The following is a 21554-nucleotide window of genomic DNA, read 5'->3' on the forward strand; positions in this document are numbered from 1 at the left end:
GTTGGTTCAAATCCAGCCCCCGCTACCAGATTAGAGAAAGCCGATTTAGTGAATGCTAAGTCGGCTTTTTTGCGTCTAGCCTTTGCTTATTTAATGCTTACTTAATCCTGTTACTCATCATTTGTTACCCCTCTTAACAAATGGCTGAATAAAGTAATATCTTTGCTAATGTTATGACAGTGCATTTTTTTGCATCATTACCTAACTATATTTTTCGTTTGTTAATTGTGTATTGAGAAAATAATAGAAAGTTGGTTGGGATAAGTGCTTTTTCTCATAAAGCCAGCCTATCCTGTCTATAGCCATTTCTAAATGGCGTGTAGTGACTAGGTAGTTAATACTAAGTCGCCACTGAGGTATGCAATTAGCCAATCGTTTTTTACGCGGAGAGATTAAAGATGAAAACTGAGCGCTTAGAGTTTGTTGGGCATGATGGTTCTACGTTAGCGGCGAGGTTGGATCTACCTGTTGGAAAGCCCGCTGCGTACGCTCTTTTTGCCCATTGTTTTACCTGCTCTAAGGATATACCCGCCGCACGTAGAATTGCTCAGCGTTTAGCATCTCTAGGTATTGCGGTTTTACGTTTTGATTTTACTGGATTAGGGCATTCAGAGGGTGAATTTGCTAATACAGGGTTTAGCTCAAATGTAGAGGATTTATTGGCAGCGGTTAATTTTTTACGTGAAAAGTATGAAGCACCGCAGTTACTGATTGGTCACTCATTAGGAGGGGCAGCAATACTAACTGCAGCAAAAGGTATACCTGAGGCGAAAGCTGTCGTGACTATTGGTGCTCCTGCTGAGCCTGATCATGTGTTGCATAATTTCAGTCATCATGTGAGTGATATTTGTTCTGAAGGTCAGGCCGAGGTCAGTCTTGGAGGGCGTGCTTTTACTATTAAGCGTTCTTTTGTAGATGATATTTCGGGTACTTCGTTAGAGGAGAGTGTAGGTCATCTTAAAAAAGCCTTGTTGGTTATGCATGCTCCTTTAGACGAAACGGTCGATTTAGAAAATGCGGCTAGGTTATTTAAAATGGCCAAGCACCCTAAAAGCTTCGTTACTTTAGATAATGCCGACCATCTGCTTTCACGTCCTGAAGATGCAGAATATGCTGCTGAATTAATATCTGCATGGGTACAACGTTATATAGATGTGGCTTTATTGCCAAAACTTATGAATGCCCCAGAGGGGGTTACGCGTGTCAGCGAAGCGGATCCTAGTAGTTTTACCCAAGATATTAGTGTTGAGGGGCATCATCTCATAGCTGATGAGCCTGAAAGTTATGGTGGTAATTATTTAGGTCCAAGCCCTTACCAATTGGTAGCAGCCGGTTTGGGAGCTTGTACATCTATGACGATTCGAATGTACGCACGACAAAAGAAGATCCCTTTAGATCATGTTCAAGTGGATGTGAGTCACAGTAAAATTCATGCACAAGATTGTTCTAGCTGTGAACAAGAGAAGGGGAAGGTCGATCAATTTATGCGTCAAATTACGCTGACAGGTGATCTGTTGGATGAACAGCGTCAACGATTACTTGAAATTGCTGATCGTTGTCCTGTTCATCGGACATTGGAAGGTAAAATTCACATTATGACGGTACTTGTCTGAGGTTAAGGTGGCAGCCGGTTGAAGTTCTGAATTATAAAAGTGATTTCTTGAGCTTTAATGGAACCATCGGTAGAATTTCGGGTCTTCTTATAAGGCATAAGAAAATAGTTTCTTATGCCTTTTTTTATGTTTGATGGGTGATTAATTTATGCAAGCTCAGTTCCCTACCATTGAAGATTATATTGGTCAGACCCCGTTAGTGCGCTTACAGCGTATTGGTCAAGGTCGGGGTAATGTGATTTTGTGCAAGTTAGAGGGAAATAATCCAGCAGGCTCAGTAAAAGATCGCCCCGCTTTAAGCATGATTCAGCACGCAGAAACACGCGGACAAATTAAGCCTGGTGATACTTTAATCGAAGCAACATCAGGTAATACAGGTATCGCTTTAGCCATGGCTGCTGCGATTAAAGGCTATAAGATGAAGCTCATTATGCCGGACAACTCAAGTGCCGAGCGTAAAGCATCAATGACAGCCTATGGAGCAGAGTTAATCCCAGTCTCGAAAGAGGCGGGGATGGAAGGCGCCAGAGATCTTGCTTTAGCTATGCAAGCAAAAGGTGAAGGGATCGTACTCGATCAGTTTTCCAATATGGATAATCCTGAAGCGCATTATCAAGGTACAGGCCCTGAAATTTGGCAGCAAACCCAGGGAAAAATAACTCATTTTGTCAGTGCTATGGGTACTACAGGCACGATTATGGGCACATCACGCTTCTTAAAAGAGCAAAATGAAGCGGTTCAAGTGGTTGGTCTTCAGCCTAGTGACGGCGCTCAGATACCCGGTATTCGACGTTGGCCTCAAGAGTATTTACCTAAAATTTTTGATGAAAGCCGTGTCGACCTTGTGTTGGATATTGATCAAAACGAAGCGGAAGAAACTATGCGTGCACTAGCGCAGAAGGAAGGGATTTTCTGTGGTGTCTCTTCTGGTGGGTCGGTAGCTGGGGCTTTACGTTTGGCTCAAGAGGTCGAGAACGCGGTGATCGTCTGTATTATTTGCGATAGAGGTGACCGTTATCTATCCACTGGGGTCTTTAATTAGTTTCCTCAGATAACGTATGTAACTTTAAAAGCCCTTAGGGGCTTTTTTTATAAGGCTGATTTATCTGGGTATAAATCGTGCTTGCTGTTTGTTTTTGATAGAGCGAGGGGAAACAGATTCGCGATTTTATCTTATAAAGAATAGAATGGCCGACCACAGGATAAGGGTTGAATAACAGGGAAGAGCCCATATTTTCTTGTCTAATAAGAATAATAATAAAAGATGCGGCTTAATTTTTGGGAGTAGCAGTTTTTATGGCGCAGGTTCATCATGGTTAAAGTTCGCCAAGATCAACCCATTAGAGATGATGGGTCCGTTGATATAGAGTTATGGTTAGAACACCTTCAAGATTTAACAGATATTGATGACATCGATGCCGTTCGTCGTGCCTGTGAAATGGCCAAAAAGGCACAGAAAAGTACCGATGAAGTAGAAGATGTTTGGGCTGAAAACACGGAAGGTTGCTTTCGAACCGGTCTGGAGATGGCACAAATTCTTGCTGATCTTCATCAGGATCAAGAATCTCTGATTGCTGCAATTCTCTATCGTGCCGTTCGTGAACGTAAGCTTCCTATGGAACGTGTACGTAAACAGTTTGGTAAGCCTATAGCCCAGTTGATTATGGGCGTCCTGCAGATGGCGGCGATTGGCAGTCGTAAGAATCCTCGTATTGATGACAATGTTTTGGGTAGTGACACAACCCAAATGGATAATCTGCGTAAAATGCTTGTGGCAATGATTGATGATGTGCGTGTTGCCCTCATTAAAATTGCAGAGCGTACTTGTGCTATTCGAGGAGTTAAAAATGGCTCTCGTCGGAAGCGTTATTTAGTTGCGCGCGAAGTTTTTGATATCTATGCCCCTCTCGCTCATCGTTTAGGCATAGGTCATATTAAATGGGAGCTGGAAGACCTTTCTTTTCGCTACCTAAAGCCCAATGACTATAAACATATTGCGAATTTGTTAGATGAGAAGCGTCTTGATCGTCAAGATTATATCGACCAAATTGTTGTTCGTTTAGAAAGTGAGCTTGAAAACGCCAATATCGACGGTGAAGTTAACGGTCGAGCTAAGCATATTTATAGTATTTGGCGGAAGATGCAGCGTAAAAACATTGAATTCAGCCAAGTCTATGATGTTCGGGCTGTTCGTATTTTGGTGCCAGAAAGTCGTGATTGCTATGCAGCGCTTGGGATTGTGCATAGTTTATGGCGCAATATACCCCATGAGTTTGACGATTATATCGCATCCCCTAAACCGAACGGTTATCGCTCATTGCATACAGCGGTGTTTGGTTTAGATGGAAAAGTCTTAGAAATTCAGATCCGTACCTTTGATATGCACGAAGAAGCCGAGCTTGGCGTATGTGCGCACCACCTTTATAAAGGGACGGACACTAAATCCAACAGCGATGCCTACGAAGACAAGATCGCGTGGTTGCGTCAAGTACTTGAATGGCATGATGATCTTGGCGAAAGTGAAGGCTTTGGCGAGATGCTACGCGGCGATGTTGTGCAAGACCGCTTATATATATTTACACCGGATGGCCATGTAATCGATATGCCTAAAGGGGCGACACCAATCGATTTTGCTTACCGTGTACATACTGAGATTGGCCACCGTTGTCGTGGCGCTAAAATTAATGGCCGTATAGTGCCATTGAATAGGCGTTTACATACGGGCGATCAAGTTGAAATCATGACCGGTAGTGAAGAACGCCCGCGCCGTGATTGGTTAAATATGAATTTAGGCTTTGTTACGACGCCTCGTGCACGGGCTAAAGTTGCGCATTGGTTTAAGTTTCAAGCAAAAGAGCAGAATGCCGATGCTGGCCGCGCAATGGTGGTTAAAGAGTTTAAGCGTCTGGCGATTGATCTGGAAGAATTAAACTTTTCTAAGATTTGTGAACAGGTCAACTACAAAAATATCGAAGATATGTATGCGGCCTTAGGCGCCGGTGATCTTAGACTTTCTCAAATTATCAATTCCGCACAAAGTCAGATTCTGTCTGATGAAGCAGATGAGCAGTTAGATCTTGCATTACCTGTTCTCCATGAAGCCGAAATAAGACCCGAAGGGTTGAAGGTTCGTGGTGTCGGTAACTTATTATCGACTATGGCGAGCTGCTGTAAGCCGGTTCTCGGTGATCAAATTGCCGGCTATATTACACAAGGGCGTGGAATATCTGTCCACAGAGAAGATTGTAGTAATTTTATCCAGCTACAAGAGAAAGAGCCGGAAAGAATTATTGAAGTTGATTGGGGTGAGTCGGGCGAAACAACATACCCTGTTGATATTTTCATTGAAGCCTTTGACCGCCCAGGTCTATTGCGTGATGTTATGCTGATTATGGCGGCTGAAAATGTAAATATCGTTGCTGCTAATACGCTCTCTGATAAGCATGAAAACATTGCTCGATTGACGTTAACTGTGGAGATCTCCAGCTTAGATCTGTTGGGACGTGTGATGGATAAAGTGAATCAAGTTTCCAATGTTATGGAAGTTCATCGTCAGCGTAGTGGTGTTATTCGTTAATTACATTTCACATAGTGTGATATGAGGCCGTTGGTAATGCAGCAAACTTATACAATTGATGATCTGACTTACCTTATGTCCCGCTTGCGGGATCCTGAGCATGGCTGCCCTTGGGATCTTAAACAGGATTTCGCCTCTATTGTTCCCCATACGCTTGAAGAAGCTTATGAAGTGGCTGATGCAATTGAGCGTAAAGATTGGACTCATCTAAACGATGAGCTAGGCGACCTACTGTTTCAGGTGATCTTTTATGCTCAGTTAGGGGATGAAGCTGAACGCTTTGATTTCTCCACCATTGTTTCTAATCTTGTGACTAAGCTGGTTCGTCGTCATCCGCATGTTTTTCCTGATGGTACATTGCATTCTCCCCCTGCTGAGCGAGCATTGACTGACAACGAGATTAAGCAAAACTGGGAGAGAATCAAACAACAGGAAAGGGATGGTAAAGAAGATCTTGGTGTGAGCCGTGTGCTGGATGATATTCCTAAAGCATTACCGGGATTAAGTCGTGCTGTTAAATTACAAAAACGTGCCTCTCAAGTAGGTTTTGATTGGAATGATGCAGAGTTAGTACTAGATAAGATCGAAGAGGAGTTGGCGGAGTTACGCGAAGCTATCCAATCGGGTAATCAGGCTGCAGTAGCGGATGAAATGGGTGATGTTATTTTTGCCCAAGTTAATTTAGCGCGACATTTAGGTGTTAATCCCGAAGATGCTGTTCGTGGTACTAATCAGAAGTTTGAGCGTCGCTTTGGTTTTGTAGAAGATCGGGTACGTGAATCAGGCAAAGGGTGGTCAGACTTCTCGTTAAATGAACTCGATCAATTTTGGGGTCAAGCTAAAGCAAAAGGATTGTAAAAGGTGACGCCGTTTCAGTGGTTTCTTATCGCTTTCGTTATCATTCTAAGTTTAGGCTATTGGAACTGGCAGAAAACGGATCAGCAGCTTAAACAGCTCCAAGCTACGGGTTTTACTATTAGTGAAGATCTCAAGGGCTCGCCACGACTTCTATTAGATCTTAAGCGCCGTGAAATTGCGGTGGTTGGGCCAACAAATTATGAAATTATTTCCCTATCTGCGCTAGAAAAATTAGAGGTTATCTACGATAGTGGAACGGAAGTTGACCAAAACTACCGACTCGCACTTTATCGTACTGGGGATAAGCAACCTTATAAAGAGATCGCTTATTCTGATGAGTGGATGGCAGAGAAGCAGCTTAAAAAAATCCATTCGTTTTTATGATCGATTAGCATTACCTCTCCCTATTTATCTATGGTATTTCTTCTGTTGTATGAGACTAATCACCTGAAAAGCCAGTGTTTTTATTCTTTTTAATGGGGTAGCATCGAGTTAATCAGATGCTAATTTCTGCGTCAGGAGGGGTATATGACCGATCTGCACGAAGCTTTACGTGATGATGTTCGAATGTTAGGTGCTAGCTTAGGTGACACAATCAAGGCTCACTTAGGTGACGAGTTATTTGAAAAAATAGAAACAGTACGCCAATTGGCAAAGGCCGGACGAAACACCGCTGAGCCTGAACATGAGAAGCTACTGCACGCGTTAAAAGGTTTGAGCGAAGATGATGTGCTTCCCTTATCACGTGCATTTACTCAGTTTTTGAATTTAGCCAATATTGCAGAAGAACACCATCGAGTACGTCGCCATCTAGAAGAAACCGATGTGTGTACACCCGATTCCCTATGTACTTTATTTGCTCAACTGCGCCAGAAAGGCTTTTCGCCGCAGAACATTACTGATGCCTTCAGTAAAATGCAGATTGATTTAGTACTCACGGCTCATCCAACAGAAGTAAACCGTCGAACCTTGATCCAGAAATATGATGATATTACTGAATGCCTACGGCGTTTGGATCGTGGTGATGAAGGTGCGCAACATCGTCTTGATGAGCTTATACGCCAGATCTGGCATACCGATGAGATCCGAAAACAGCGGCCTACACCGGTTGATGAAGCTAAATGGGGTTTTGCTGTTATAGAAAACTCCCTTTGGACTGCTGTACCTAAATTCTTGCGCCGTTTAGATTCTCAGCTGAATGAAACATTAGGTGAAAACCTACCGCTAGATTGCTCACCTATTCGTTTTGCATCATGGATGGGGGGAGATCGTGATGGAAACCCAAATGTTACGGCGAAAGTAACGGAAGAGGTTCTGCTCTTATCCCGCTGGATGGCCGCAGATCTTTATCTTAATGATATAGATATGTTACGTGCCGAACTTTCTATGTATCAAGCGAATAAAGAGCTACGTAATCGAGTTGGTGATTGCGCAGAACCTTACCGTAAGTTATTGGGTGATGTGCGGGAAAAACTCTCTGCTACTAAAAACTGGGTGGCTAGGCAGCTTAACGGTAATAGGGAAGAGGCCTGTGATATTTTTGTCCGTGAAGAGGAGTTATTGGAGCCTCTCATGTTGTGCTATCGCTCGCTACAAGAATGTGGAATGGGGGTAATAGCCGAAAGTGCTCTAGAAGATATTATCCGCCGCATCGCCTGTTTTGGTTTAACTCTGGTGAAACTCGATATTCGTCAGAGCTCAGATCGCCATGCCCAAGTGTTTGAAGAACTCTCGCAGTTTTATGGTTTAGGTTCATACAATGGTTGGAGTGAAGAGGGGCGTCAGAACTTCCTGTTAAAAGAGTTACAGAGCCGTCGTCCACTATTTCCTAAAGACTGGGTGCCTTCTGCAGAGGTGCAAGAGGTTATTGATACTTGCCAAGTCGTTGCTCAAGCCGAGCCAAATGCACTCGGGTCTTATGTCATCTCTATGGCCAGTACACCTTCTGATGTACTGGCGGTTATCCTATTGCTACGGGAAATGGGGATAGGTCATAACATGCGGGTTGTACCGCTCTTTGAAACCTTAGATGACTTAGAGAGTGCACGAGACTGCATTGATGCTCTGTTGAAGGTGGATTGGTATAAGGCCTATACGGAAGGCCATCAAGAGGTGATGATCGGTTATTCTGATTCATCAAAAGACGCTGGGCAGCTGGCCGCCGCATGGGGGCAGTTTCAGGCGCAAGAGGCTTTAACTCAATTATGTAAAGATCATGGTGTTCATTTAACGCTGTTTCATGGTCGAGGTGGTACGGTTGGTCGCGGTGGTGGTCCAAGTCATACGGCAATATTGGCACAGCCGCCGGGTTCTGTTGATCATAGCCTGCGTTTAACTGAGCAGGGAGAGATGATCCGCTTTAAATACGGTATGCCTGATCTAGCTGTGCGTAACTTAGAGTTATGCACAGGGGCTGTACTTGAAGCAACCTTAGATCCAGCTCCAGGCCCAGAAGAATCTTGGCGCGTACAGATGGAGAGCATGGCGAAAAAAGGGCTAACGGATTATCGTGCGATTGTTCGTGAAGATCCTAGTTTTGTGCCTTATTTCCGTGCTGCAACGCCGGAACAGGAGCTAGCTAAGCTTCCCTTAGGGTCAAGACCGGCTAAGCGTCGCCAAGATGGCGGGGTGGAAAGTTTACGAGCGATCCCTTGGATCTTTGCTTGGACGCAAATTCGTCTTATGCTGCCTGCGTGGTTGGGCAGTGATACCGCTTTAGCTGAAGCGCTTAACGACGGGAGTAGTGGCAGTTTGGTCAAACAGATGTATCAGCAGTGGCCATTCTTTCGGTCCACTATAGATATGCTTGAAATGGTATTAGCCAAGAGCGATACCAATATTACGGCTTACTACGATAAACGCTTAGTCTCCCAAGAGCTGTGTACATTAGGTTCTAGCTTACGTAGCCGTTTATTGAATATAGTTGCCTTGATTAACGCAATCAAAGAACAGGATAGCCTGCTCCAAGGTAATCCGGTTATTCGGCAATCTATCGATGTTAGGAACCCTTATATAGATCCATTACACTTTTTGCAGGCTGAGTTGCTGAATCGAGATCGTAATCAGCCGGATCAGCGTCTAGAGCAAGCATTAATGGTGACAATGGCAGGTATTTCAGCGGGGATGCGAAATACCGGCTAATAAGGTAGAGTAGTCGGCCCTACTTATTTAGGTTGGGTTGACTATCTGTTTGTTTTTTAAAATGATTGTCATTGTTTTTTGTACTGATTGATTAATTTTTCCGGACTTTAGTTTAGGGTTGGTAGTGCTAATGTCGAATTGTTCGACATTTGTAGCGTGGTATTGTCCGCAGTCAGCGTTTATTTGTAGCAAAGAATTTCTTGTTTTCGATAGCTTATATAGGTCGGGAACATAACCATTTTTCTATTTTTTTAAACTTATTAAGTTAGGAGTTTCCTGTATGCGTATTATTCTTCTGGGCGCACCAGGCGCAGGTAAAGGTACTCAGGCACAATACATCACTGAAAAGTATGATATTCCTCAGATCTCTACTGGTGATATGTTGCGCGCTGCAGTAAAAGCGGGTACCCCTCTGGGCGTGAAAGCCAAAGAAGTAATGGACGCTGGCCAGCTAGTTTCTGATGACATTATCATCGGTCTAGTTAAAGAGCGCATTACCGAAGCTGACTGTGCAAAAGGTTTTTTGTTTGACGGTTTCCCACGTACGCTTCCTCAGGCTGATGCGTTGAAAGATGCGGGCGTTAATATTGATGCGGTTGTCGAGATCGACGTTGCTGACGAAGAGATCGTTAAACGTATGGCGGGTCGCCGTGTACATCCGGGTTCCGGTCGTACTTACCATGTCATCTTCAATCCACCAAAAGTGGAAGGTAAAGATGATGTAACAGGTGAAGACCTTGTGCAACGTGCTGATGATGCGGAAGATACCGTTCGTGATCGTCTAAACGTTTACCATGATCAAACAGCTCCACTGATTAATTACTACAAAGGTTGGGGCGAAACAGATGCCGCAACAGCACCTGCATATATCTATGTAGCGGGCGTTGGCTCTGTAGATGACATTCGTGACAAAGTATTTGAAGGCTTAGCTAGCGTCTAACCCTCAAATCTTTAGTCATTTAAAAGCCGTACCTGAAAGGGTGCGGTTTTTTTATGCCCAAATGATCGTTTTAATAGGCTTTTACGTATAGTTTGGGGATAATAATCGGCCAAAGTAGAAGGAATATCGTTGAATGAGTCAATCTGAAAAAACTGCAGTCGTTTTAGTTAATCTAGGCACACCAGATAAAGCAGAACCGAGTGCGGTACGCCGTTATTTAAAAGAGTTTTTGTCTGACTCGCGGGTTGTTGAAGGTAAAGGGCTGCGCCGTCTGCTTTGGCTAAGTGTGTTAAATGGCATTATTCTTAATCTACGGCCGAAAAAGGTCGCTAAAGCCTACGCTAGCATTTGGGAAGATGACTCGCCCATGCGCAAAATTCTAGATAAGCAGGTGGCTGAGCTACACCTCCTGCTGCAAAAAAACTATGGTGACACGGCCCCCGATGTATTTGCAGCCATGACCTATGGTTTGCCTAACCTAACAGCGCGATTAGAAAAACTGTCCGAAAGCGGTTATAAAAAAATCCTCATCGTGCCTATGTACCCACAATACTCAGCGACAACGACAGCACCTATCTATGATCAAGTGGCTAAGTACCAGTTAAAACAGCGTTGCGTGCTTGATATTCGTATTGTTAATTCTTATTACAGTCATCCTGCTTATATCAGCGCGTTGGCGAACCACATACAGCAGTTTAAAGAGCAGAACGGCACGGCAGATAAGTTACTCCTTTCCTACCACGGTATTCCTAAGGAATATGCAGATAAAGGGGATCCGTACCCTGCACAGTGCCATGAAACCTCTAAACTACTCGCCGCTAAGATGGGACTGACTGATAATGAATGGGTAACCACCTTTCAATCGCGCTTTGGCCCCGCTGAGTGGATGCAGCCCTATACCGATAAAACCCTTGAGGCGCTGCCCGAAAAAGGGGTTAAAACACTGCATATTACCTGTCCGGCGTTTTCCGCAGACTGTCTAGAAACCCTAGAAGAGATCGCTATAGAAAACCGTGATGTGTTCCTGGAAGCGGGCGGCGAACAGTATGATTACATTCCTGCATTGAATGCGCAGGCCAGTTTTATAGACCTCTTGGCTGTCTTGGTAAAAGAACAAGCAGGCGATTGGGTAGGAGAGCGTTAATATGCAGTATGAACACCTATTTGGTATCCACGCGATCAATACTGTTTTAAAGCGCGATCCTAAACGAGTACAGCGAATCCTTATTTTAAAGGGTCGCAATGATGAACGTATGCATAGCCTATTTGAAACGGCCATGAGCCATAAAATTCAAGTGGAGCAAGTAAGCAAACGTGAACTGGAAGAACTGGTTGAGGGTGGCGTACATCAAGGTGTTGTTGCCCTCTGTAAGCCGATTCCAACCCGGACTGAAAAGTACCTTGAGCAACTACTCGATAATTTAGATGAGCCCGCGTTTCTGTTAGTACTCGACGGCGTAACGGACCCGCATAACTTAGGCGCTTGCTTGCGAACCGCCGATGCGGCGGGTGTTCATGCGGTGATCGCACCCAAAGATAAATCAGCTCCCCTCAATGCAACTGCATCAAAGGTCGCCTGTGGCGCTGCAGAAGTGGTTCCATACGTGTTGGTCACTAATCTAGCCAGAACGTTAAAAAGCCTACAGCAGCGTGGTATCTGGACAACCGGTACCGCAGGCGAAACAGATCTGGATGTTTACAAAGCCAACCTAACTGGGCCAATGGCGCTGGTTATGGGGGCTGAAGGGCAAGGTATGCGCCGTTTAACTCGCGAACATTGCGATCAACTGGTTAAAATCCCTATGGCGGGCGAAGTGAGCAGTTTAAACGTATCTGTAGCGACAGGTATCTGCTTGTTTGAGGCGGTTAGACAGAGACAAAATTAAGCAATTCATAATCTAACACTTCACTATGGCCGACTGGCATCGGACAAAGGTTGGCCGCCTATAGGGACGATCTTAGTGTAGGAGCTCAGCCCCTGAGCGAAATTGGGGTAAATAAGGCCAGCGTAGATTTATTAAGATCAGTTGTTCTACGGTTACTTTTCACAAGGATGCATACCCCTTAAGTTTGCTCTTTTCTGAGCTTATTACTCCTAAGGATGCTTGTATTCCTATCTAGGCTAGGTTAAATATATTTATAAATCAGACAGATGGATGTCTGGCATGGGTAGATAAACGTAGCCTTTTTGTATGGGCTGTGCATATCAATTGTTAATGCGCATGCTCGTTTTGTCACGGAAGAGTACGATCGAATTCTTTAGTTTCCCCTTCCTTTTCAAATAATTACATCTATTTTTAATTAATAGCGATGTGGGCAGATACACGGGCCCCCGTATATACAAATGTTAGGCATCAATTATGGATCGAGATAATGATTTAATTAGAGGTGTTGGATACATGGTTATTCAAGCATCTCACCTAGAGCGCACAATAGAGGAAATTTGTAACTTTCTAGCTATGGGGATTACTCGACCGGAACATCACGAAACTAAACGAGTGAGTGATAAAATCAAATGGTGTAAATGTCAAATCAAAGAACTTAACAATACTAAATTAGACTCTCTGGATAAAAGCTTTGAATCTACTAAATAAGAGAAATAGATTAGTTCATGGACAAATCTTCTTTGCTTCAAATGCACCAGAAAAAATTGTACCAAGTAAGCTCAAAGATAACGAAAGAACAATTTTACCATCTGAACCTTATGATCTGGCAGAGTCTATGTACAATCTTCATCAAAGAATCTTGAGCGAAAATGCATCTAGGTTGGTACATTCATTGAAGAGTAGAATAAATGCCTAACAAGTCTTTTCAAGACGGACAAATTACAGCTGGCTACGTTTCGCTTCGCTACACATTTTAGCCAATCATTACTTAGCCTGTTATTTGGGCGTTAGGCAATCCAATAGGAAAGTAGAGAATGACTGATAATAATGAATTAAAAGGCCTAGGTGGATGGTTGATATTAGTAGGAATCGGAGTTGTATTAAACCCGATTAGATTACTTGTCACGCTAATCCCTACTTTCAAACCAGTCTTTGAAGATGGAGCTTGGGAGGCTATAACTACAGAAGGCTCTGAAGCCTATATTCCATATTTAGGCTCTTTATTGGTAGGTGAAATAACATTTAATGCCATAATGGTCGCCGCCTCTATTTATTTAATATATTTATTCTTTTCGAAACATAATTTATTTCCAAAGCTATATATAGCTATTGTAACGGCATCATTGATATTTATTCCCTTGGATGCATGGGTTGTAACACTTATATTTCCTGGTGAGCCTATGTTTAACCCGGATACAACAAAAGAATTTATGAGATCGTTTATTGCTGGTGTGATTTGGATTCCTTATATGCTTTTATCAAAAAGAGTAAAAGTGACATTCGTAGAAAATTTGCCTAACAAACAAATGCATCCGACCGCTGAAAGTGTTGGTTGAGTTGGGCGCTAGGCGCTAATATTTCCGAGGATCAAGATGGCTTTTATAGAATTAATGAGGTCAGAGTACATTTAGCCAAATTTACACAGAAGTCATGTGAAGAGGGTTTATTCTGTTAAAATGGGTAATGATCTTTCATATAAGCGATCAAACTACGCCCGTTTCTTTGTAGTGGTTTGATTTGTAATATTTATCTCTTTTTAGCGGTCTTTCCGCGTGACTACTTTTTTGTACGTTAATATCGACGTGCATCGTTTTTTTAAGGCGGTGAGGTTGGGTTTTGCTATCCATCTCATCGCTTTTCTTGTTAATGAGTACACCCATGTTTACCGATATCGCATTGCATCCTGAACTTGAGAATAATTTGAAAGCGGCGGGCTATCTTGAAGCTACGGAGGTGCAGCAACGAGCGGTGCCTTTATTATTGGAAGGGCAGGATTTACTGGTGAGTGCGCCAACCGGTAGCGGTAAAACGGCGGCGTTTCTGATTCCGTTAATCCAGAGCATGGTGGGGCAGCAGTCGCCGGCTAAACAGCCACGTGCGTTAGTTTTAGTTCCCGTACGGGAGTTGGCGGATCAGATACTCCAGCAGTTTAGTAAATTAGCGCAGAACACAGAGCTTTCTGCGGTTTCTGTGGTTGGGGGAGAGGACTTTAAAGTACAAGAAAAGCGTTTAGCGTCAGCGGATTTAGTGATCGCAACCCCAGGCCGTTTACTGCCTCATATCGAAAACCAATCTATTGAGTTTGATAGCTTAGATTTTCTTGTGTTAGATGAAGCAGATCGTATGTTGGAAACAGGGTTTAAGGAGAGCTTGCAACAGATTCTGTCCGTTTGCCCTGATGCTCGCCAAACCTTGTTGATCTCGGCTACGCTGCCAACGGCTATACGTTCATTGGCTAATGAGATATTAGATGCGCCGGAATGGGTGCAAGTGGGCCAAAAGCGTGAAGCGGCAGAGGGGATTAAGCAGTACCTTATACTCTCTGACGATGTAGCGCATAAAGATAAACAGCTGTGCGCACTGCTAAAAAATGAGGAATACACTAAAGCGATTGTGTTTAGTAACAGTAAAACCCAAGCACGTCGTTTAGATGGTTTTCTTCGTTACCATAAATTAAAAGCGGCGCTTTTACATGGCGATGTACAGCAAAAGGGACGTTTTGCCACCATTGAGGGGTTCCGTAAAGGAACGACAACCGTATTAGTAACAACCGATCTTGCATCCCGTGGGTTAGATGTTGAGGATGTTGATCTGGTGATTAACTTTGAGATGCCGCGTAAAGGTGATGTTTATCTACACCGTATTGGCCGAACAGGCCGTGCAGGCGCTGAGGGTGAGGCGGTTTCGTTAGTCGATGCCACTGAGTGGAACTTGATGTCTTCTATCGAGCGTTATCTAAAAACGCGTTTTAGACGTAAATTGATAGAAGGCTTAGTGGGTAACTATAAAGGCCCGAAAAAACTCAAAGCCTCAGGTAAAGCGGCCAGCAGTAAGAAAAAGAAGAAAGACAGTGCTGTTAAGAAAAAAGCGCCGCGTAAGGCTAAGCGTTAAGGCTTTGTTGAGTATGCGCTTTTAGGCCCTAGTAAAGGACTTGATAGCATTTACAGGCCGTTATAATTGATACCCTTGTGGGTTAATTACAATCTGCATATTCGCTGGTGGGCCCTGTGGTTTACTTTTTAAACCACAGGGCTAACGAATGTTAAAACTTAAATTGAGAGAGAATCTCACCAAGCTTCTCTGCTTGACCCTCTAAATGGCTGCTTGCATGGCTATTGCTCCGAGCGTTGTTAGCGGTTTCTCCGCTAGCCTTATTAATCCGCTCTAAACTATCTTTTGTTAGAGATGTGACCTGAGCTTGCTCTTCGGTTGCTGTAGCGATAAGCAAGTTGAGTTGATTGATTCTATCGATCTCTGCTGAAACCGTTTTAATAAGAGTTTGTACATTGGTGGACAGATCAACATTGTTAAGGGCGAGCGTCTGACCTGACTCCATCACGGACACTGCTTTCTCAGCTTTAAGTTGTAAAGTATCGAGGAGCGATCTGATTTCTTCCGTCGCTTGCTGTGTACTGTGTGATAGTGCACGTACTTCATCGGCAACCACTGAAAAACCACGCCCATGATCGCCAGCGCGTGCAGCTTCTATCGCAGCATTCAGCGCGAGGAGGTTTGTTTGTTCGGCAATCCCTTCAATAACACTGATAATGCTACTAACTTTATTACTTTCTTCTGCAAGGTTTGAGATCACTTGGGTTGCGGCGAGAATTTCCCGAGAAAGGTTCTCTGTCGCTTGTCGATTTTCTTCAACAATATTACAGCTTTGATTGGCGCTTTGTTTAGCGTCCTCACTACATTCGGCGGCTTCACTAGCATTGTTTGCGATGTCGTTAACTGTACTGTTGATCTCTTCCATTGCGGTGACTGCGTGATCACATTCGATATTTTGTGTTTCAACGGCTTTTAATGTCAGTGTGGAATTTGATTTAAGTGTCTCTGAGGTTTGGGCGAGATCGGCTGCACTTTTTGATACGCTTTGAATCGTTTCGGCTATCCGGGTAACAAAACGGTTAAAGTTAGCAGCTAAATCGGAGATCTCATCATTTCCTTTTTCGGGTAAGCGGACGCTTAAGTCGGCTTCTCCACAAGCGATCTCTGCCATCTGTGTACTGGCTTCTATTACCGGCTTGATGACCATTCTATAACTTAACCAGATGGCGATGAGTGTCAGTATTATGCCTATTGGGAGGCTCGCAATCATCGATGCGTTTAAGCTATTTGCATCGTCAACAGTTGTTAGCGTTTGTTGTGAAACCTCTGTTGAAATTTTGTTATTCAAACTTGCAGTATGGGCGCTAAGTGCGAGGGTGATCTGCAAAAGTTGATCGCGTGTGTTAAGAAATTGTTCTTGGCTGGTTTGAACTTGGATTGTTGCGGTTTTGTGTAATTGAAGTGTTTTTTCTATGGCTTCTGAATAGGAGGTTCCTTTCCAGTTACCGCTATTAATAGTGCTGGTGGCTAAGGGAGAATGGCTTATTTCAGAAAGTGAATCGCTTAGGTTGTTTAATGCGTCGATTACAGATTCTTTTTCTTTTGAGGGGGTAGATGATTGTAGTTGTTTTTGCAGGGCCACTACTGATTCGCCTAAGGCAATACGTGCGCGATAGGTTGCAATAACAAACTCCCACTTTTCTTCGATATCGCCACTCCATGACGTTACTTGGTTACGTTGAAAAGCATCTTCTAATGAGGAGATTTGATAGTTGCCATAGAAACCTAGTCGTTGCATGAATTTATTGAAGTTTTGTGTTTCGCTATTACTGTGTTCTATCGCCGCAACATAAGCGGAGTGTTGCTCAAGAACCTTTTGTTTTATCGACTTTAATTGCTCAACCAATGCATTAAGTGCTTGGCTCTCTGCTTGGTATTTACTTTTATTTAGCTGTGAAAGGGCGGTTTCAGTTGCGCTAAGATGTTTTTCAATGGTGTTTTGAGTCGTTTCGCTTAGCGGTTCTTGATAGACAAGTGCATTAATAAGCTGTTGGCTACTTTGGTTAATATGAAGTCTAAGAGAAGAGGAACTATCAGCACTTTGCCACGCTTCACCTGAAATCTGTTCGAGTGCATTGCGAATACTGCTAACACCGTTTAAAGCGTAAAGGTTACTGATGATTAGAACCACGAGGGTGAGCAAAAAGCATCCACCTATCTTGAGTCCAATAGTCATTTTCATAATAAGCTCTCTGGTAATATTTTTTATATTTTTCATTTCTCAAAAGCAATATGGATGCCATGAGGTCTATTACGACCGGATGTTGGTAAAGCGGAGTTTTCAGGAGGTTATGCACGATAGAGGGCGTGATAAATGGATGGATTTTGACCCAAAGTTTCTGTTTTTATGGGTGGTTATTAGCCAAAAGTATTATTCTATGAGCGGAAAGAGAGGAGGCGACATTGCTGAAAATTAAACAGTGCCGCCTTATCGTTTTACTGTGTTAGGTATTATTCTTCGTTAGCTATGGGCTTTTGTGATTTCTAAAACATGGGTCGCAATCATAGTTTCTTCATTCGTGGCTATAACGCGTACAGTTACAGCTGAATCATTTAAGCTAATGATATTTTCATTATTTTGGTTGGCATCTTCGGAGTAAGTTATGCCCAACCAGCGACAGCGATTTAATATTCTTTGGCGCACATCAGCATCGTTTTCACCAACACCGCCGGTGAATACAATTTGCCCTAACCCTTCTAATGCAGCAGACAATCGTCCAATTTCTAAGGCTGCGCGATAGCAAAACATCTCGATAGCTTCTTCGGCTTCAGGTTGCTCTGCACGATGAAGTTCGAGCATATCTGAGCTGATTCCTGACACACCCAACCAGCCACTTTGCTTGTAGATCAGTGTTTCTAATTGGTCGGCATCCATCTGATGTTGGCGTTGGAGGTAAAGTAGAACGCCGGGATCTATATTACCGCAACGACTACCCATAGGTAAGCCATCAACAGCGGTAAAGCCCATAGATGAGGCGATTGATACGCCATTTTTAATAGCGCACATACTGGCCCCTGCACCTAAATGACAGACAACTGTATTCAGTGATGGACTTTGTAGTTGAGTGAGTTGGCGCTGAATAAATTCGTAAGATAAACCATGAAAGCCATAACGCCGAACGCCTTCGTCTGTGTATTGTCGAGGCAGGGCGTAGTTTTTTTCTAAGTTGCTTTGCTTGCTGTGAAACATTGTATCGAAGCAGGCAATTTGAGGTAGTGTGGGCTCGAGTGCCTGACAGGCTTCGATTAAACGAAGATTGTAGGGCTGATGCAAAGGGGCTAGAGGGATAAATTTCTCTAACTGAGCCTTAACTTCGCTGGTCACTATGCAAGGTTCACTAAATATCTCTCCACCATGTACAACCCGATGACCTATGGCAACTAGGCTACTCTCAGGTAGATGCTGGCTTAGCCAGTTTAAAATAGTTTGTAAACACGCCTGGTGGCGCTCTTCCTTAGGTACTGATTGGTAATCAGGCGTGCTTTGCTCAAGTGTCGCGCCGCTGGCATCTTTAACTTTAAATCGTGGGGTATTTAAAATATTCCCTAACTTAAAGCCATACAATAATGTAAGTGCACCGTTTCTTAATTCAAATAGGGCGCATTTCAGGCTTGAGGAGCCGCCATTAACGGTCAAAATAGTCTGCATAATTATGAATTCTTGTGGTGAACCATATGGGACGCAAGGGCACAAGAAGCTAAACGTGCCAATGTTTTATCTGCTCTGCTAGTCAGAATGATCGGTACTTTTGCCCCTAAAGCTATACCAGCTGATTTTGCATTGGCTAGATAAATCAATTGTTTAGCTATCATGTTGGCCGCTTCTAAGTCGGGAGCTAGAAGAATATCTGCATCGCCAGAAACTTCCGATACTATATGTTTATCAATGGCGGCTTGCCGTGAAATTGCATTGTCAAAGGCAAGAGGACCATCGAGTAAGCCACCTGTAATCTGTCCACGATCAGACATTTTACAAAGTGCTGCAGCATCAATCGTGCTTTGAATATTAGGTTTAACTTTTTCTACCGCTGACAAAATGGCTACTTTAGGTATATCAACACCTAAAGCATGGCAGAAATCGATAGCGTTTTGAGTGATGTCTGCTTTGCAATAGAGGTCTGGAACTATATTGATGGCAGCATCAGTAATAATGAGTGGCTTGTGGTAGTTGGGAATATCAAAGACAAAGACATGGCTTAAACGTCGTTCAGTGCGAATCCCTTTAATCTTATGTACTACGGCACGTAATAGCTCTGATGTACCTAAGTGGCCTTTCATTAAGGCTTCAGATTCACCACGCTTTACTAGCTCGCAAGCGATCTCAGCGGAGGCATGGCTATGTTCTGTGTTAATCAGCTCAAAATCGTTTATGTTTAGATTCTGCTCTTCCGCAACAGCCCTAATTTTATCTTCTGGGCCAACTAATGTCGGGATAATTAAATTATGTTCCGCGGCCTCAACAGCACCGATAAGGCTGTTACTGTCAACAGGATGAGCAACAACCGTGCGAATTGGGCGTGCTTTTTCAGCTTGTTTTATAAAAAACTCTAACTGATCATGCAGTGGCGGTTTTTCTTGAATAACCATTGAGACCTCGGGATTTTTTATCAAAAAGTAACATGCCAATACTTATTCTAAAGCGACGTATTAACAAAAGAATATCTTTAGTCTATTGCTTAATTATGACGCACTGCAACATTTTTTCTAATGATGTATGTCATTTTTAGTTAAGAGTTTGAAAATATTAATATTTAAAACTTAGAAGGAGGTTTTATTATTACTTGATATCTTGCTTAAGACTTAATTTTGGGGTGAATTTAAAATAATATGTACTTGTTTTGTACAGGTCGGTTCTGCAAGATTGTATCCAATTTAACGCTATTTTTGCCTCCTTTTTTACGGATAATTAGGCATGCTGCAAAGGGTTTTCCGTGGCTGTTAGTTCCACCCTTAAGACTTTTTATTAAACGATTTAGAAGGTTTATCTGTGGAGTGCTTAGGGTGGCAATAATCGCAGATGCTAAATCTCTATAGCTAGGGTTACATTGCGACGTATTTATGGCTCCTCTTATGATTTATGGTACTTGATCTGTGTTTTGTAGGGCCTGTTTTGTTTAGTTTTATAGGTAGTAGTGATAAAGAATAGGTAATATTTAGTGTGGAAAGATTTTTTATTAGGTTATGTTGATATATCTTTGTTAAGGCAAGAACTTAATGTGCGCATCTAAAGTTATGGGCTGTTAGAATAGAGCTTTCTTGTACGTTAAAACGCAAAATATGTGCGTTATAGCGAGTTTGATCAGGTTGTCAGATTGTAATAGCCGCTTTATGGGTTGAGGAACTTTCATGGGATTATTGATTGATTGGTTTTTGGATTTTTGGGATAACATGCCGGGCGGTAAAATAAGTCGCGCATTCTTTGCAGCGATTTTGTTGACGATTGTTGTTTCTATACCTTTAGGCGTTTATTGGAGTATTACCCCAAGTGCGTTTGATCCTATATCTGAAGCGGAGATTGATGCTGATGAGCGAGGTCTAGAGATTACCACTGGGTACACTACGGTTTTTACCCTACAGCGTTTGGTTGATACATTGCTACATAAGCCGGGTGGATATATTAGTAATGATATAGCGCCTCCAGGTGTGTGGTTAGATAATATTAGTAACTGGGAGTACGGCGTATTAGTACAATCCCGTGACTTAGCTAGAGCGATGCGGAAAGATTTTAGTCGTTCTCAATCTCAATCTGTAGAGTATTTAGCACTGACAGTAGCTGAGCCGCAACTCAACTTTGATGCTAATAGCTGGCTGATCCCTTCGTCTGAATCGCAATATAAAGAGGGTTTAGACGCCTTGTTAAGTTATCAACTTGCTTTGGCAAGTACAGAGGAAACTGAAGCTCAGTTTTTTGCCCGAGCAGATAATCTTAATAACTGGCTGGGTGATGTACAAACGCGTTTGGGAAGTTTGTCTCAACGCTTGAGTGCCAGTGTAGGTCAGAAGCGTTTGAATACGGATTTAGCGGGGGATGCTGAGGCTGAACAGTCCACGGTAGTCGCGAGCGAGACCGAAATAAAAACCGCATGGCTAGAGATTGATGATGTCTTCTTTGAAGCACGGGGATCTGCATGGGCTTTATTGCATATTATGAAAGCGATCGAGCATGATTTTGGGCCGGTGCTGGCAAAGAAAAATGCCCGGGTAAGTCTACGTCAAATTATACGAGAGCTTGAGGCTACTCAAGATACCGTATGGAGCCCAATGATCTTAAATGGTGGGGGATTTGGTCTTTTTGCAAATCACTCATTGGTAATGGCTAATTATATTTCTCGAGCGAATGCGTCAATTATTGACTTGCGAGATCTATTGAGCAAAGGCTAATACTCATTGGTCAGCGTGTTTTGAAACTAAAAAGAGAGCATTTATGC

The 21554-nt window shown here is 43.1% G+C and carries 16 protein-coding genes; 13 read left to right on the plus strand and 3 right to left on the minus strand.

What is annotated here, in order from left to right; all coding sequences use genetic code 11:
* The first annotated feature begins 398 nt into the window (after positions 1 to 398).
* The 12 genes from Q4492_RS06195 (at position 399) to Q4492_RS06250 (ending at position 15126) form a co-directional block, all read left to right on the plus strand.
* Positions 399 to 1613: a bifunctional alpha/beta hydrolase/OsmC family protein gene (locus Q4492_RS06195; RefSeq protein WP_303416391.1), complete on the plus strand. Its 1215-nt coding sequence runs from the start codon at positions 399 to 401 to the stop codon at positions 1611 to 1613.
* 148 nt (positions 1614 to 1761) lie between these two features.
* The gene (cysM, locus tag Q4492_RS06200; RefSeq protein ID WP_303416392.1) at positions 1762 to 2655 is read left to right on the plus strand and encodes a cysteine synthase CysM; all 894 of its coding nucleotides are present in this window, start codon (positions 1762 to 1764) and stop codon (positions 2653 to 2655) included.
* A gap of 270 nt (positions 2656 to 2925) precedes the next feature.
* Positions 2926 to 5190 (plus strand): GTP diphosphokinase, encoded by a 2265-nt coding sequence (relA, locus tag Q4492_RS06205; protein ID WP_303416393.1) that lies wholly within the window; start codon positions 2926 to 2928, stop codon positions 5188 to 5190.
* A gap of 36 nt (positions 5191 to 5226) precedes the next feature.
* Positions 5227 to 6048, plus strand: coding sequence for a nucleoside triphosphate pyrophosphohydrolase (gene mazG / locus Q4492_RS06210; protein WP_303416394.1), 822 nt, complete (start codon positions 5227 to 5229; stop codon positions 6046 to 6048).
* A gap of 3 nt (positions 6049 to 6051) precedes the next feature.
* Positions 6052 to 6432 (plus strand): hypothetical protein, encoded by a 381-nt coding sequence (locus Q4492_RS06215; protein ID WP_303416395.1) that lies wholly within the window; start codon positions 6052 to 6054, stop codon positions 6430 to 6432.
* Between the two features lie 144 nt (positions 6433 to 6576).
* Entirely contained in the window at positions 6577 to 9189 is a 2613-nt protein-coding gene (gene ppc, locus Q4492_RS06220) for a phosphoenolpyruvate carboxylase (protein WP_303416396.1), read from the plus strand.
* A gap of 280 nt (positions 9190 to 9469) precedes the next feature.
* A complete protein-coding gene (gene adk, locus Q4492_RS06225; protein ID WP_303416397.1) occupies positions 9470 to 10129 on the plus strand; it encodes an adenylate kinase in 660 nt (219 codons plus the stop codon).
* Between the two features lie 133 nt (positions 10130 to 10262).
* A complete protein-coding gene (hemH, locus tag Q4492_RS06230) occupies positions 10263 to 11273 on the plus strand; it encodes a ferrochelatase (RefSeq protein WP_303416398.1) in 1011 nt (336 codons plus the stop codon).
* 1 nt (position 11274) lies between these two features.
* On the plus strand, positions 11275 to 12015 hold the full coding sequence (gene rlmB, locus Q4492_RS06235; protein WP_303416399.1) for a 23S rRNA (guanosine(2251)-2'-O)-methyltransferase RlmB: 741 nt from the start codon (positions 11275 to 11277) through the stop codon (positions 12013 to 12015).
* A gap of 474 nt (positions 12016 to 12489) precedes the next feature.
* Positions 12490 to 12723, plus strand: a complete 234-nt coding sequence (locus Q4492_RS06240; protein WP_303416400.1) for a hypothetical protein — start codon at positions 12490 to 12492, stop codon at positions 12721 to 12723.
* A 326-nt stretch (positions 12724 to 13049) separates the two neighbouring features.
* Positions 13050 to 13571 (plus strand): DUF2569 domain-containing protein, encoded by a 522-nt coding sequence (locus Q4492_RS06245; RefSeq protein ID WP_303416401.1) that lies wholly within the window; start codon positions 13050 to 13052, stop codon positions 13569 to 13571.
* A gap of 322 nt (positions 13572 to 13893) precedes the next feature.
* Positions 13894 to 15126 carry a DEAD/DEAH box helicase gene (locus Q4492_RS06250; protein WP_303416402.1) on the plus strand — a complete coding sequence of 411 codons (1233 nt, stop codon included), beginning with the start codon at positions 13894 to 13896 and terminating at the stop codon, positions 15124 to 15126.
* Positions 15127 to 15277: 151 nt separating this feature from the next.
* Here Q4492_RS06250 and Q4492_RS06255 read toward each other — a convergent pair whose 3' ends face one another.
* The 3 genes from Q4492_RS06255 to Q4492_RS06265 form a co-directional block, all read right to left on the minus strand.
* Positions 15278 to 17308: a methyl-accepting chemotaxis protein gene (locus Q4492_RS06255; protein ID WP_303416403.1), complete on the minus strand. Its 2031-nt coding sequence runs from the start codon at positions 17306 to 17308 to the stop codon at positions 15278 to 15280.
* 279 nt (positions 17309 to 17587) lie between these two features.
* Positions 17588 to 18775: an acetate/propionate family kinase gene (locus Q4492_RS06260; RefSeq protein WP_303416404.1), complete on the minus strand. Its 1188-nt coding sequence runs from the start codon at positions 18773 to 18775 to the stop codon at positions 17588 to 17590.
* 2 nt (positions 18776 to 18777) lie between these two features.
* Positions 18778 to 19713, minus strand: coding sequence for a bifunctional enoyl-CoA hydratase/phosphate acetyltransferase (locus Q4492_RS06265; RefSeq protein WP_303416405.1), 936 nt, complete (start codon positions 19711 to 19713; stop codon positions 18778 to 18780).
* Between the two features lie 759 nt (positions 19714 to 20472).
* On the opposite strand from Q4492_RS06265, the gene Q4492_RS06270 reads away from it, so the two are divergent.
* Complete coding sequence (locus tag Q4492_RS06270; RefSeq protein WP_368389433.1) at positions 20473 to 21507, plus strand: DUF2333 family protein; 1035 nt, start codon at positions 20473 to 20475, stop codon at positions 21505 to 21507.
* The last annotated feature ends 47 nt before the right edge of the window (positions 21508 to 21554 follow it).

Origin of the sequence: Neptuniibacter sp. 1_MG-2023, from assembly GCF_030547185.1 — a bacterium.
Lineage (GTDB): Bacteria > Pseudomonadota > Gammaproteobacteria > Pseudomonadales > Balneatricaceae > Neptuniibacter.

Excerpts from the sequence above, each read along its gene's own strand:
- Q4492_RS06265 (WP_303416405.1), bottom strand. The coding sequence starts at position 19,713 with ATGGTTATTCAAGAAAAACCGCCACTGCATGATCAGTTAGAGTTTTTT.
- adk (WP_303416397.1), top strand. The coding sequence starts at position 9,470 with ATGCGTATTATTCTTCTGGGCGCACCAGGCGCAGGTAAAGGTACTCAG.
- ppc (WP_303416396.1), top strand. The coding sequence starts at position 6,577 with ATGACCGATCTGCACGAAGCTTTACGTGATGATGTTCGAATGTTAGGT.
- hemH (WP_303416398.1), top strand. The coding sequence starts at position 10,263 with ATGAGTCAATCTGAAAAAACTGCAGTCGTTTTAGTTAATCTAGGCACA.
- mazG (WP_303416394.1), top strand. The coding sequence starts at position 5,227 with ATGCAGCAAACTTATACAATTGATGATCTGACTTACCTTATGTCCCGC.
- Q4492_RS06195 (WP_303416391.1), top strand. The coding sequence starts at position 399 with ATGAAAACTGAGCGCTTAGAGTTTGTTGGGCATGATGGTTCTACGTTA.
- Q4492_RS06245 (WP_303416401.1), top strand. The coding sequence starts at position 13,050 with ATGACTGATAATAATGAATTAAAAGGCCTAGGTGGATGGTTGATATTA.
- rlmB (WP_303416399.1), top strand. The coding sequence starts at position 11,275 with ATGCAGTATGAACACCTATTTGGTATCCACGCGATCAATACTGTTTTA.
- relA (WP_303416393.1), top strand. The coding sequence starts at position 2,926 with ATGGTTAAAGTTCGCCAAGATCAACCCATTAGAGATGATGGGTCCGTT.
- cysM (WP_303416392.1), top strand. The coding sequence starts at position 1,762 with ATGCAAGCTCAGTTCCCTACCATTGAAGATTATATTGGTCAGACCCCG.
- Q4492_RS06260 (WP_303416404.1), bottom strand. The coding sequence starts at position 18,775 with ATGCAGACTATTTTGACCGTTAATGGCGGCTCCTCAAGCCTGAAATGC.
- Q4492_RS06240 (WP_303416400.1), top strand. The coding sequence starts at position 12,490 with ATGGATCGAGATAATGATTTAATTAGAGGTGTTGGATACATGGTTATT.
- Q4492_RS06250 (WP_303416402.1), top strand. The coding sequence starts at position 13,894 with ATGTTTACCGATATCGCATTGCATCCTGAACTTGAGAATAATTTGAAA.
- Q4492_RS06270 (WP_368389433.1), top strand. The coding sequence starts at position 20,473 with ATGGGATTATTGATTGATTGGTTTTTGGATTTTTGGGATAACATGCCG.
- Q4492_RS06255 (WP_303416403.1), bottom strand. The coding sequence starts at position 17,308 with ATGAAAATGACTATTGGACTCAAGATAGGTGGATGCTTTTTGCTCACC.